The sequence below is a fragment of the uncultured Corynebacterium sp. genome, from assembly GCF_945649885.1.
GTDB lineage: Bacteria > Actinomycetota > Actinomycetes > Mycobacteriales > Mycobacteriaceae > Corynebacterium.
In genome coordinates, this window is record NZ_CALZFS010000011.1 from 25,325 (window position 1) to 38,294 (window position 12,970).

The window sequence follows — 12,970 nt, forward strand, 5'->3', positions numbered from 1 at the left end:
CGGGCACTCCACCCTGTTGCGGGCCATCTGCCAGGCCATATGAATATGCTCCTGGTGGAAGCCAAGGTCAGCTATGACATCCTGATGGATGAGGTCAATGATGACTTCGCCGATATCGATGTGGTCCTGGACATCGGAGCCAATGACACCGTCAGCCCGATTGTTTATGAACGTGGCCCCCCCCCTATCGTGGGCATGCCGGTGCTCAAGGTCTGAGAGGCATGCAAGGCGATCATGTTCAAACGTTCCATGGGTGCTGGTTATGCCGGAGTGTAAAACCTGCTGTTCTTCAATGAGAACACCGACATGCTGATCGGTGATGCCAAGGAGTCCATGGATCGGATCAGCTCCGCGTTATAACCCGCTGCTTGACGGTGAAAAGACTGCCACCACACTTGTTAAGGGACAAAGTGTGGTGGCAGTCTTTGCCGTGTGCACCAGGTGCAGCTGGAGCTTTAGTCAAGCGTTAACCAAGCATGGCCTTGTCAGAGAGCGTGGCTCCCTTGATCTTGGCGAACTCCCCGAGAAGATCCCGGACAGTGAGCTTCTGCTTGGTTTCCTCGCTGGCCTCGTACATGATCTGACCTTCATGCATCATGATCAGACGATTGCCCAGGCGGATGGCCTGTTCCATGTTGTGGGTGACCATCAACGTGGTCAGTCCACCATCTGCCACGATCTTCTGGGTCAGGGTGGTGACCAGTTCTGCACGCTGGGGATCCAGGGCTGCGGTGTGCTCATCAAGGAGCATGATCTTGGGCTGGGTGTAACCCGCCATGAGCAGAGACAGTGCCTGGCGCTGTCCACCGGAAAGCAGTCCCACCTTGGCGGTGAGACGGTTTTCCAGACCGAGCTCCAATTTGGCTAGCTCCTGCTTATACAGTTCCCTGCGTCTGGAGGTCAGTGCCGAACCCAGTCCACGCTTCTTACCTCGCAGGAGAGCCAGGGAGAGGTTCTCCTCAATGCTGAGGTTCGGGGCGGTGCCCGCCAGAGGGTCTTGGAAGACACGTCCCACATAACGGGCTCTACGATGCTCCGGCATCCGATTCACGGTGGTGCCCGCGATGCTGATATTTCCAGAATCCATGATCAAACGGCCGGAGATGGCGTTGAGGAGTGTGGATTTACCTGCGCCGTTGGAGCCGATGACGGTGACAAAATCACCCTTTTTCATCTCCAGGTTGAGCCCGTTGAGTGCCTTACGCTCATTGACTGTTCCGGGGAAGAAGGTCTTGTTGATGTTGGAGATCGTCAACATGGTCTCAGCTCTCCTTTCCGGCAGGCAGTGGTTCGGTGACACCATCAGCTCCAGCGGTATCCGGAGCTGCAATGGCTGCGGCAGGGACAGAAGGACTCCGTTTGAATCTGCTGCTCATGCCCTTCCACCTCGGTAGCAGTAGTGCAACCACAACCAATAGAGCAGTGATCGCCTTCATGTCATTGGGATCAAGTCCCACGCGCAGAGCTGCGAAGATGATCAGTCGGTACAGGATCGCACCGATGATGACGGCAATGACTGCCATCCATACCCGTCGCTGTCCTAGGATGGCCTGGCCGAGGATGACCGAGGCCAGACCAACCAAGATGAGGCCGATGCCCATCGAAATATCTGCAAAACCCTGGTACTGGCCGACGAGTGCTCCGCACATGCCGACAAGACCATTGGACAGGGCGATGGTGAAGGTCTTGGTGAAGTCCGTGGAGACGCCGAATGACTGGACCATCGGTCCGTTATCACCGGTGGAGCGCAGGGACAGTCCTAGGTCAGTGTTGAGGAACCAGACAACCAACAGTCCAAGCAATGCCACAGCAACGGTGAGGATTCCCGGGCCCGCCCAGGTGCCCAGCAGACCTGCATCACGCAGAGGTGTGAACAGGGTCTCCTGACGCAGGAGGGGAACATTGGCGCCATCCATGATGCGTAGGTTGATCGACCACAGGGCAATCATGGTGAGAATACCGGCGAGCAGTCCGTCGATTTTTCCCTTGGTGTGTAGCAGGCCGGTGATGATGCCTGCGATGAAGCCGGTGACAAAACCTGCAAGCGTGGCCAGAACGGGGTTCCATCCGGCCATGATCGCCATTGCCGCGGTTGCTGCACCGGTGGTGAAGCTGCCGTCGACGGTGAGATCTGCGAAGTTGAGGACACGGAAGGTGAGATAAACACCCAGTGCCATCACTCCATAGATCAGCCCGACTTCAAACGCGCCGATCATACGCGCTCAGCCTTGTCCAGGATCTCCTGTGGGATCTCAACGCCCTGGCGTTCTGCGGCATCTTCGTTGATGACATAGGTGAACTCAGTGGCGGTCTCAACGGGCATGGTGGCTGGATCCTCATTGTCCTGCAGGATGCGCAGTGCCATCTCACCGGTCTGGCGGCCCAGCTCGGTGTAGTCAATACCCAAGGTGGCAATTGCACCACCTTCAACGGTGCCTGATTCTGCAGCGATCACAGGGATCTGGTTCTGCTCTGCAACCTGGACCAGAGAGGCGATACCGGAGACAACCATGTTGTCGGTTGGAACGTAGATGGCATCAACATCACCCAGGGCATCGACAGCCTGCTGGATTTCATTGACGGTGGTGACAGTCTGGGTCTTGACCTCAATGCCCAGTGGTGCTGCAGCTTCCTCCACTGCATCAACCTGAACCTGGGAGTTGACCTCACCGGAGGCGTAGACAATACCGATGGACTCAACACCGGGGACCAGTTGCTCAAGAAGCTCGAGCTGCTCATCAATCGGTGCGACATCGGAGGTACCGGTGACATTTCCGCCCGGTGCATCGTTGGAATCCACCAGTTCAGCGGATTCGGCATCGGTGACTGCTGTGAACAAAACTGGAATATCGGTGATGTTCTGGGCGGTTGCCTGGGCGGCAGGGGTGGCCACGGCAAGAACCAGATCGAGGTTGTCGGAGGCAAACTGCTGAGCGATGGTCAGAGCAGTGCCCTGTTCACCATTGGCGTTTTGTTCCTCAAAGGTGACTTCTACACCTGCAGCGTCGAAAGCCTGCTTGAATCCTTCAGTTGCGGCATCAAGAGCAGGGTGCTGCACCAGCTGGTTGATACCGATGGAGTAGGATTCGCCTCCTTCTGAGGCTGAGGTGTCTGCTGAGGTGTCATCAGACTCGCTGGAGCAGGATGCCAGAGCAAGCGCACCGACAGCTAGGATGCTGGCGAAGATCTTCGATCGTGAAGAAAACATGGCACATCTCCTTATAGATATTTTTGGCCCAGGGCGTTTCACAAGTTTTATGGGAAAAGTCACCAGTGTGAGATGACTCATGGTTGAACTTACTTGTTCGCCTCGTCATATGCGTAAACATGTGTCCCCGTCGGGTACCCCAGGGCCATCGAAAGAATTACTTTCCAGCCAGAATGCGGCGAGTTGAAAGATGATCGGCGGAGTTTTTCACAGATCACTAGAGTGGTATCCACCATGAGCATTCCATCGAAAAAGCCCAGCGACTCTGACCGTGAATTCCTCCAAGCGGAACTGACCCGTCTGGTGGGTCAGGGACGTCTGGACCTGAACACCTACCAGGATCTGGTGGATATCGTCTGGTCAACGGACAACAATTCAGATCTCATGCAGATCCGCGCCCGCTATTTCAGTGGTCCGCCCATTCCCCCACCCCAATTCGGGAATCCGGCGGCTCCCCAGCCTCATCTGCAGCAGCCTCCGATACGGCCACAGCAGCCCTTTCATCCGCATGCCCAGCCTCAGCAACCGCAACCACCGATTCACTACACACAGCAACCACATCCCCACCCGCATCCCCATGCCCCACAGGGGATTCCAATGGGTGGGCACCTATCCCAGCCTCAGCAGTTTTCTCCCCAACCTGCCAATCAACCAGAGCAGTCAACCATGGGTACCATCAAGAAGACCGGCGAATGGGCTGTGCCTGCGTACTCGGCTTATAAACTCAACGGCTCCGATCTTCATATTGATCTCAGGAAGGCTACTGCTGCGGCACCGGTGGTCACCATTGACATCACGATGAATATGTCAGCAACCACTCTGGTGGTGCCACCGGGCGTGCATGTTGATGTTCAGATCGCCAATAAGAACTGGTCTGAGTTCCACGTGGATACCTCCGCCCCGATCCCCGGAGCTCCCCGAGTGGTGCTCACCGGTGTCTCCCGTGCCTCCACCCTGAAAGTGATCACCAAAAGCCCCAATGAACCCCTGGGCTTCTGGGAGCAGATGTTCGGCGGGCGTTAACACCCCGCCAGCAAACTTCTAGGAGGTTGAGACCTTCTGGAGTGTCTGAGCTATCGCGTTGTTGAGGATGCCTGGGGCCTCCAGGGGAATCATATGGCCAGCCCCCTCGGCAATCTGGAGTTTCGCCCGAGGCCAGAGCTCACAGATTCGCTCCGCCTGGCTCAGTGGGGTGACATCATCGTTTTCACCCGCCAGGACATACCCTTCAATCGATATCATGGCTTCTGCTGCATCCAGCTCATCATGCTCTTGGAGGTCGCCGAAGAAACCGACGAATGTTTCCAGGGGTGTTTCGTGGATCATCGCGGCATGGAATTCCACCACGCGATCATTGATCGGTCTCTTGAATACCGCGGTGGATAGTGCTGGTGCCACAAACTGGGAGGCATAGGAACGGAACTTCTCCGCATCATGGGGAGCGGCTTCGGTGGCATCCATGACCTTCTCAGCAACCGGGGATGCCAGGACCTGGGGGAGCCCCTGCGCAGACAGGGATTCGATGGAGGTGGCCACGAGAATGACACCCTGGATACGCTCGGCTAATTCAGCATCGCTGCGTTTAACCAGGTTCAATGCGGTCAGCCCACCTAGGGAGTGCCCGACCAGGACCAGTGGTCCGGTGGGGGCATAGGCCCTGATCGCTGCCAGGACGTCATCGGCGGTGCCGTCGATAGTGCAGAGTTCTGGGGCCACGCGGCCGGTACGGCCGTGGCCGCGGGCGTCGATAAGCAAGCTTTTAACATCCGGAAAATTCTGACGTAGGTAATCAACCTGCATGTAGTAGACCTCTGCTGCGAGGGTGAAGCCATGGATGAATACCACGGTGGTGGTCGCATCTTCCGGGCCCACAACATAGGTCTGGATGGGGATTCCACCGGAATCCACGGTGGTTTCAACATCCACATGGACCAGGCCGGGTTCACGGGTGCGACTGTGCAGGGCACCATGTTCCAATGCCAGCTGACGCCTTCCGGTTGCAGTGAGTCTTAAACGGGCGCTACGTGCAGTTGACTGCATCCAGGTGGGATCTAAAGCCATAGATCTCAGCCTACAATGCCTGGGGTGACTGGATTGACCGGGGACATATCGGTAGCTTTAGTTCCATGACCTCGAAGATCTCTGAAACCGATGATGCACGCGCTGAAGTAGTCTCCTCCCTGACTAAAATCCTGTCAGATGTCGGCGGTGTCACCTCTGAAGATATTTCCCCCGAATCCCGGTTGATTGATGATCTTGCCATCAGCTCCCTGAACCTGATTGAGGCTATCGTGCAGGTTGAAGATGCTTTCGGCGTGCGTATTGAAGATGCTGATGTCCAGGGTTTCACCACCGTTGGCGATGTGATCACCTTCATTGAGACCAACCGTTCTGAGGCCTCAAAGTAATTTTTAAGCACTAGCTGGAGACAAAACGGTATCCGGGGAGCACAATGGTGTCATGAACGTGAATATCTCATACCTCACTGATATGGACGGCGTCCTCATCAAAGAGGGCGACATGATCCCCGGAGCGGACCGCTTCCTGCAGTCACTGACCAGGAACAATATTGAGTTCATGGTTCTGACCAACAACTCAATCTTCACCCCGCGTGATCTCTCCGCACGGCTAAGAAGCTCCGGCCTAGAGATACCCCCTGAAAGAATCTGGACCTCTGCCACGGCCACGGCACACTTCCTCAAATCCCAGGTTAACGAAGGCACCGCCTATGTTGTCGGGGAATCTGGACTCACCACCGCCCTGCATACCGCAGGGTGGATTCTCACCGATTCTAATCCTGATTTTGTGGTCCTGGGTGAAACCCGCACCTATTCTTTCGAAGCGATCACCACCGCCATCAACCTGATTCTCGGTGGCGCACGCTTCATCTGCACCAACCCGGATGTCACAGGACCCTCCCCCACAGGAATTCTGCCGGCTACCGGAGCAGTGGCTGCCTTGATCACCGCAGCCACCGGCGCTGACCCCTATTTCATCGGCAAGCCGAACCCGGTGATGATGCGCAGTGCGCTCAACAACATCGGCGCCCACTCTGAACACACCGTCATGATCGGTGACCGCATGGACACCGATGTCATCTCTGGTCTGGAAGCTGGCATGCGCACCATCCTGGTGAAAAGTGGCATCTCTGATGATGCGGAGATCAAACGTTATCCCTTCCGTCCCACCATGGTGATGGATTCCATCGCTGACCTTGCCGATAGCTGGCAGGATCCTTTCGGCGACGGGTCCTTCCAGCAGGAGGAGCTGGCAGCTGAATAACCCACCGGGGCTTCCCCGGGGAACTGGGAAACCAGCAGGTGCTTGCTGCGATGTTGGTTGAAAATGTGCCTTAACCGGCGGTGGAGGAAACGGCAGTCTAGTGTCGGTGGCATGGCGATTTCAGACATTGTGCGCAAGGGCGAACATGCAGCAAACCGGGCTAGCCTGACTTGGTCCCAGAAAAAAGGGTGGAAGCCCCAGGTCATCGGATTCTCCGGGTATGGAACAGATCGCCGCGTGCGGGTTCTTGCACGGGTGTTAATGACCAACCCAGATCAGGGCAGCACCCCTAAGCCCGATTCCATAGACATGGATGACATGGATTCACCAGATTCATTGGGCAAACAGGCACAACGCGGTTGGCGTCAGTTCTTCACCATCCAGGTGCCGGATCATCCGATCAGCGTCCACATCGGTGACCGCACGGTAAATACGCACACTGATGGCAATGGTTATCTGGATGTTCTCATTCAGGATCACGGCCTGAGCGTCGGTTGGCACGATATCACCGTGGAGGCAGCTGGCTCAGAGCAGGCCACCGCTAGGGTCCTGATCGTGGATTCCTCAGCCAGACTGGGATTGATCTCAGATATCGATGACACCATCATGGTCACCTGGCTTCCCCGTGCGCTGTTGGCCGCATGGAATTCCTGGATCCGCCATACCAACACCCGACAGCCGGTTCCCGGGATGGCGGAATTCTACGCAGAACTGCTGAAAAATGATGCAGATGCCCCGGTGTTTTACCTCTCCACCGGCGCTTGGAACACCTTCGAAACACTCAAGGGATTTTTAAACAAGCACAAACTTCCAGATGGCCCGATGCTTTTGACGGATTGGGGTCCTACCCCCACCGGCCTGTTTCGCTCAGGCCAGGAGCACAAGAAGGTACAGCTCCGGAACCTCATCATCGATTATCCAGATATCAAATGGATCTTGGTCGGCGATGATGGCCAGCATGACCCACTGATCTTCAGCGAGGCCGTGGCGGAGCATCCTGACCGGATCGCCGGGGTGGCCATCCGGGAACTGTCCCCGGGTGAACATGTTCTCTCCCATGGAACCACCGGAGCATTATCCACCATCACCACCAATGGTGGACAGGGTGTTCCTGTGGTCCATGGCAAGGATGGCGATGAACTGCTCTCGAACTACCGGTCCCAGCCATTCCCCCTGGTCGAAAATCCTGGCATCACGGACTAGGTGGACTCCACTTCCCTGATGTGGGAAGACATCTAAGAAAACAGAATCCCGCGGTGCCTCCCCCTTCCTCTAGGGAGGCACCGCGGGATTAGTCTATGTCCTCGAATCTGGTGAGATTCAACCTCGTTTGCGTTTAGTCAACAATACGAAGTTCAACATCAAACCTGTGTTCATCCGCTATATTCTCCAGCACAGCACGCAGATTCATGAATTCGCGTGGGGTTCCGGTAATCACCTCTCGACACTCTACGAGGCCAAGCTCAAATGGATCACGGCGCCAGGCTGTAAACCAATGAGCAGTAAGCGGATCAGATCCCAGAGTTATCAACTCCGACGGACTCGGTACACATATGACCATTGCCGACTCAATCCGCGGACGGAGCTCACGAGGCATTCCACTAATGCTGAGAACAGCGGTTTGCGCAGGTTTGGCCACACCTTCAAAAGAGTCAGCTACGGAGGTTTTCAATTGGGGTAATCCCATGTCCTCCCAGAAGTCTGCCTTGAGCAGGTCCGCCTGATGACGGGTCCGGGTGGGCACGGTTAATGCGTTGTTCGTCATGTCGGATTCCTTCGGCAACACTTGACAGCATCCCAAAACCGGGCTAAAAGCCCGGTTCTGAGAGATGTAAGACGAGGTTCGTCTTCCCCAACGGCCTCGAGTGTGCGTCATCAACCTGCAACGACTTACTTACTACAGGCGATTGTGGTTAACTCACACCTCACCAGCAACCCTGAACCAACACTTTAACCCCCCTTTGCTAAACCTAAAGTTTAGCTTTAGGCTCCCCGTTGTGGGGCCATTTCCCCCAACAAAACCCCAGTTCACGAGCATGCGGCTCTATGATTACACCGTCCCCCAAGACAGCGCCAAGGATTTTTCAAGGCCTAATCCAGAAGAAAAACAGGAAAAACAAGCCAGAACTAGGCGGTGAGCTCTGCCCATACCTCATCGTTGAAATCACTCCACAGTGGTTTCGCCCAGGCGCCGAAAGCCCGGTCCCCAAGGACCACTCCTGCATAACCGCTGCCCGGAACCGTCCAGATGAAGGTGCCAGATTGTCCGAAGTGACCAACGGTGTTCTCAGGCATCGTCGTCCCGGTCCAATGCGGGGTCTTGTCACCCTTGATCTCAAAACCCAGTCCCCAGGGACACGGCTTCTGCATGCCATAGCCAGGTACGGTGCCGATCAGATCTGGGTATTGCAGGGTGAACGCCTCATCAAGGGTCTGCCGGGACAAGAGCGTCGGTGTGATCAATTCCTGCGCAAACCTGGTCAGATCAGAGACCGTGGACTTCATCCCGTGTCCAGCAGATCCCTCCAGTACAGAGCTATTCATCCCCAGCGGAACAAAGACGGCTTCATGCAGGTACTCCGCAAAGGGCATTCCTGCTTCCTCCGCCACAATATCGGCGAGGATCTCAAAGCCCGCGGAGGAGTAGATCCTTCTGTCCTCCACCGGCCGCTGGGGTTCCGGGCTGTCAAACCCCACACCTGAGGCGTGAGCCAGAAGGTGACGAATAGTGGCGCCGTCCGGGCCGGCAGGGCTGTCCAGCTCAAAAATACCCTCTTCATAGGCAAGAAGGAACCCATACGCTGCCACTGGCTTGGTCACGCTCATCGTATCGAATACACGATCAACATCACCGTGGGCGTAGACCTCACTGTTGGCGACAACGCTTCCGGCAACATTGTCCACAGGCCATGATTCCAGTGTCTTCAAGCTGTCCATGGCGTAGACCCTAGCAATTTCTGTACACAAAACTGTGAAGACATGTGCGAGTCGTTGTAAAAATGTAGTCTCTACTGGTGTGTCATCCCCCGATCTACCCCATCTTCTGAAGACTGCGACCACACTGATCACAGGTGTATCCGGTTTCATCACCCGCAATCCTGGTTCCTTCGCAGACAAGGTTGCCCAGCGGTTCCGCGCAACACCGGCAGGAGGCCCCCTGGCATCGCTTGCGAAGATCATGCCTGGCACCAGCACCCAGGAAAGACTTGGTCAGCTGGAACGTGCGCCCCAGTCCACACGGATCCGCTATCTCCGGGAATTACTGGCCTACCGTCCGGAATTCACCACTTACAGCAGTGGTAATCACACAGGGCCGGTGCTGCACCTGCTGACCAATTCACTGCCACACACCAATTCCGGCTATTCGCTTCGCTCCCATGGTGTTCTCACGGCACTGCAGGACACCGACTTTGATGCGCTTGCCGTGACACGGCTCGGTTATCCCGTCACCGTTGGCCAGGTGGCAAAAACCCCCGTGGAAAACGTCGATGCCATTCCCTACCGTCGTCTGTTGCCCTGGGTCATGCCCTCTTCGACTCTGTCGACCACCCATGAGACGGCACGACAGTTGATCGACATCGCCAGGGAAACAGATGCGTGGGCCATTCACACCACCACGCCTTTTGAAAATGCCCTCGCAGCTGAGGAGGCCGCCCGTGCACTCGGTATCCCCTGGATCTATGAGGTACGCGGAGAACCTGAATTAACCTGGCTCAGCCGCTTTGATTCCAGGGATCCGATGGAGGTCATGACGGCCTCTGACAGCTCTTATTTTCAGGGACGCCGTGCTCAAGAAACAGCACTGGCCATGCGAGCCGATGCTGTGGTCGCACTCAGCCAGGTGTCAGCAGATCAGTTGGCACAGCGTGGTGTCGATCCGAAAAAGATCGTCGTGGTCCCCAATGCCCTCGACGCCACACTCATCGGCCGGTCCGTTGATAAGCATGCACTGCGGAGGGAACTGGGGCTTCCTGATCCTGCACATGGTCAGGGCCAGCTCATCGGGTCGGTGTCTGCTGTCGTGGGTTATGAAGGCTTCGACACTCTGATCCGCTCGCTCACCCATCTGCCAGATGCCACCGCAGTGATCGTCGGGGATGGAACGGAACTGCCTGCACTGAAGGACCTTGCCCATGAGCTGGGGCTGGAAAAGCGGGTGATCTTCCCTGGTCGGGTCTCCAGTACTGAGGCCTGGAAATGGTACGGCGCGCTGGATGTCTTCCTCGTTCCCCGCCGGGACACTCCGGTCTGTCGCACCGTCACGCCGATCAAACCCCTGGCTGCACTGGCCTTGGGGGTCCCTGTGGTGGCCTCAGATCTGCCGGCACTTCGAGAAGTCACAGGAAACCTGGGGCATTATGCAGAACCGGAGAATCCACAGGCACTGGCAGATGCTGTTGCAGCAGCCCTGCAGGCAGAACCGGTCAAAGCCACGGAATTCCTGAAGCAACGGACCTGGTCCTCCATCGGAAAAATCTACGAGCAGCTCTACTCAGAGCTTAAGGCTCAGACCACCGAGGGTGGCTCTGAGTAGCACTTTTTCAGAGCTCACATGAGAACCTGCTGGCAGAGGGCGGTTCCTATGTTTTCTTTCGATGAGGCCTTCCAGCCTTCACAGCGCTGTCAAGGATCGCCAACAGGCGTTCCGGCGCAACCTCCGTGCGCTCACGTTCCACCCACCCGGCTGCCCCACCATCAGGTGCCAATCGGTCACGGTTTTGTGCCAATTCGATCCAGAGATCTGCCAGCGCCTCTGGATTCTCAGGCTTCACTACATCCCCTGCCCGGTGCTGAGCAATAATGTCTGCGGCCTCACCTGCCACCACTGCACTGATGTGGATATTCGAGGTCATCAGCTCATAGGTTTTGGACGGCACCGCCCGGTTAAGCGGCTCCCAGTCCGTCAGATGTACCAGGGCGGTGTCCGCCCAGTCATAATCGGCATCCAATTCATCGGCAGGCTTGCGACCAAGTATCTCAATGTCACATCCACTGGCGTCAGCGTGCTTCACCAGGGCCTGTCGGGTGGCCCCCGCGCCCACCATCCGGAGGTGGACTGTCAGCCCTTTGGCTCCGGCGATCTGTACCGCATCAATGGCATTCTGCAGATGCTGGGCCCTTCCCAGTGTTCCGGCGTACAAAACGTTCAGCGCATCAGCAGGGCCGGAACTTTTATCAGTGGCCTGATAGCTAGTCTCCGGGGGAAAGACATTTCGCACCGTGGTGATATCCGCCGCGGGGCCCGAACCCCACAGTTCTTCTGAAGCACGCAGGTGGTGTTCCAGATTTTCCGAGGTAACCATGATCCCTGAGGACTTCCGCAGAACTCTGTTGACCATGGAACGGATCATGAAGGTACCCAGCTGGAGCGGCCCCTTGCTGAGCACCTTCTCCCGTATAGATACCTGACCGGTGCCCTTATTCCATGCTTTAGCCTGGTCAAGAAGATCTGGCCAGGCATCACGAAGATCAATGACATAGGGCTTCCTGAGCATCCCAGCCACCACGGATGTCACCACAGACGTCGGCAATGCAGGAACAGTTCCAACGACCAGATCAGGTTTCTCACCATCAAAAGCACCTGCACGGGTAAGTGCAGTCACCACGGAGGCACCGGCAACGAAAGCCTGATTACTGGCCCTTCCTGTAATAGAGGTTCCACTTGGAAGGTAGGGGCACCTGATGATGGTTTCACCCGAGGGACCAATCTCAGGGGCGGATCCGGTCAACTTCAGGGATTTAAGCCCTTCAGTCCATTTACCGGTGCGTTGATAATGTGGTGGTGGTGTCACCACCACCACACGATGCCCAGCATCTATAATTACCTTTGATAACCAGCTCCATCGACGCTGATGCACGCCGTTTTCCGGGTGCCAGTGATGAGAAAGTATCAGAATATTCAATGGTCGATGGCCGCCTCTAAGGTTCGCCCTCCGTAAGAGGAGATTTTTCAAGCTCTCAGTCTAAATAAAGAACCTCTGAAAACCGTATCACGCGACTGTCTGAAGACTTTGAAATAGCAGACAGTCAGAGACCCCGCCTCCAGGTCATGCCCACTGAGCACGTGATTCTCTTGCATCACCCACGCCATGAAGGGAAAACTTCCTGTCAGAAGTCTTTTAGCTAGTCCCCCTGTGAAGGGGGATCCGAGAGGCGCCCTCAGGTTTTGAGTGTTTTTTAATGATCCCCCTGCCAGGGAGATCACTGCGAAAAATTGCTGTGCAAAAATGCCCTCCCCTCAGGGAGGGCGCCGCCCTGTTCGAAGGCATCCCTCACACATTAAACACGCCGGCATCAGACACCTCTGCTGTTGCTCACCGGTGCGGAACCCGCGAAACTCGCAGGTGGGAAACACTAAACCCCCTCACCAATCTGGAAATTGATGAGAGGGTGTGAATGGTGGGGCCAGCGGGGCTCGAACCCGCGACCAACGGATTATGAGTCCGTGGCTCTAACCGACTGAGCTATAGCCCCCTACCC

General features: G+C 56.3%; 12 protein-coding genes, 1 tRNA gene and 1 pseudogene. 6 read left to right on the forward strand and 8 right to left on the reverse strand.

Annotation, left to right across the window (positions count from 1 at the left end; translation table 11 throughout):
• Positions 1-6: 6 nt before the first annotated feature.
• Positions 7-360: pseudogene (locus tag Q0M74_RS02390) on the forward strand (NAD(P)(+) transhydrogenase (Re/Si-specific) subunit beta); the annotation flags it as partial.
• A 106-nt stretch (positions 361-466) separates the two neighbouring features.
• Here Q0M74_RS02390 and Q0M74_RS02395 read toward each other — a convergent pair.
• From Q0M74_RS02395 to Q0M74_RS02405, 3 genes are read right to left on the reverse strand one after another with little or no spacing between them, the layout of a single operon-like run.
• The gene (locus tag Q0M74_RS02395) at positions 467-1,258 is read right to left on the reverse strand and encodes an ABC transporter ATP-binding protein (RefSeq protein ID WP_293951432.1); all 792 of its coding nucleotides are present in this window, start codon (positions 1,256-1,258) and stop codon (positions 467-469) included.
• A gap of 4 nt (positions 1,259-1,262) precedes the next feature.
• Positions 1,263-2,216 carry an ABC transporter permease gene (locus Q0M74_RS02400; protein ID WP_293951434.1) on the reverse strand — a complete coding sequence of 318 codons (954 nt, stop codon included), beginning with the start codon at positions 2,214-2,216 and terminating at the stop codon, positions 1,263-1,265.
• Positions 2,213-3,208: an ABC transporter substrate-binding protein gene (locus Q0M74_RS02405; protein ID WP_293951436.1), complete on the reverse strand. Its 996-nt coding sequence runs from the start codon at positions 3,206-3,208 to the stop codon at positions 2,213-2,215. Before Q0M74_RS02405 ends, Q0M74_RS02400 begins: the two co-directional genes overlap by 4 nt.
• Before the next feature lie 234 nt (positions 3,209-3,442).
• Here Q0M74_RS02405 and Q0M74_RS02410 point away from each other — a divergent pair, with 234 nt between their 5' ends.
• Positions 3,443-4,231 carry a DUF1707 domain-containing protein gene (locus Q0M74_RS02410; RefSeq protein WP_293951438.1) on the forward strand — a complete coding sequence of 263 codons (789 nt, stop codon included), beginning with the start codon at positions 3,443-3,445 and terminating at the stop codon, positions 4,229-4,231.
• Between the two features lie 18 nt (positions 4,232-4,249).
• Here Q0M74_RS02410 and Q0M74_RS02415 read toward each other — a convergent pair whose 3' ends face one another.
• Positions 4,250-5,269 carry an alpha/beta fold hydrolase gene (locus Q0M74_RS02415; RefSeq protein WP_293951440.1) on the reverse strand — a complete coding sequence of 340 codons (1,020 nt, stop codon included), beginning with the start codon at positions 5,267-5,269 and terminating at the stop codon, positions 4,250-4,252.
• A 65-nt stretch (positions 5,270-5,334) separates the two neighbouring features.
• On the opposite strand from Q0M74_RS02415, the gene Q0M74_RS02420 reads away from it, so the two are divergent.
• The 3 genes from Q0M74_RS02420 to Q0M74_RS02430 all read left to right on the forward strand — a co-directional run bounded on the left by Q0M74_RS02420 (position 5,335) and on the right by Q0M74_RS02430 (position 7,693).
• Complete coding sequence (locus tag Q0M74_RS02420) at positions 5,335-5,616, forward strand: acyl carrier protein (protein WP_293951442.1); 282 nt, start codon at positions 5,335-5,337, stop codon at positions 5,614-5,616.
• Positions 5,617-5,668: 52 nt separating this feature from the next.
• Positions 5,669-6,490 (forward strand): HAD-IIA family hydrolase, encoded by an 822-nt coding sequence (locus Q0M74_RS02425; protein ID WP_293951444.1) that lies wholly within the window; start codon positions 5,669-5,671, stop codon positions 6,488-6,490.
• 111 nt (positions 6,491-6,601) lie between these two features.
• Positions 6,602-7,693 (forward strand): App1 family protein, encoded by a 1,092-nt coding sequence (locus Q0M74_RS02430; protein WP_293951446.1) that lies wholly within the window; start codon positions 6,602-6,604, stop codon positions 7,691-7,693.
• 133 nt (positions 7,694-7,826) lie between these two features.
• Here the strand turns inward: Q0M74_RS02430 and Q0M74_RS02435 are convergent, their stop codons facing one another.
• Together Q0M74_RS02435 and Q0M74_RS02440 are read right to left on the reverse strand one after the other, a co-directional pair.
• Positions 7,827-8,255, reverse strand: a complete 429-nt coding sequence (locus Q0M74_RS02435; RefSeq protein WP_293951448.1) for a hypothetical protein — start codon at positions 8,253-8,255, stop codon at positions 7,827-7,829.
• 362 nt (positions 8,256-8,617) lie between these two features.
• Complete coding sequence (locus Q0M74_RS02440) at positions 8,618-9,427, reverse strand: serine hydrolase (RefSeq protein ID WP_293951450.1); 810 nt, start codon at positions 9,425-9,427, stop codon at positions 8,618-8,620.
• A 79-nt stretch (positions 9,428-9,506) separates the two neighbouring features.
• Here Q0M74_RS02440 and Q0M74_RS02445 point away from each other — a divergent pair, with 79 nt between their 5' ends.
• Entirely contained in the window at positions 9,507-11,024 is a 1,518-nt protein-coding gene (locus Q0M74_RS02445; protein WP_293951452.1) for a glycosyltransferase, read from the forward strand.
• Positions 11,025-11,070: 46 nt separating this feature from the next.
• Here the strand turns inward: Q0M74_RS02445 and Q0M74_RS02450 are convergent, their stop codons facing one another.
• Positions 11,071-12,348 carry a glycosyltransferase family 4 protein gene (locus Q0M74_RS02450; RefSeq protein WP_293951454.1) on the reverse strand — a complete coding sequence of 426 codons (1,278 nt, stop codon included), beginning with the start codon at positions 12,346-12,348 and terminating at the stop codon, positions 11,071-11,073.
• A gap of 539 nt (positions 12,349-12,887) precedes the next feature.
• A tRNA-Ile gene (locus Q0M74_RS02455) sits at positions 12,888-12,964 on the reverse strand.
• Positions 12,965-12,970 lie beyond the last annotated feature (6 nt).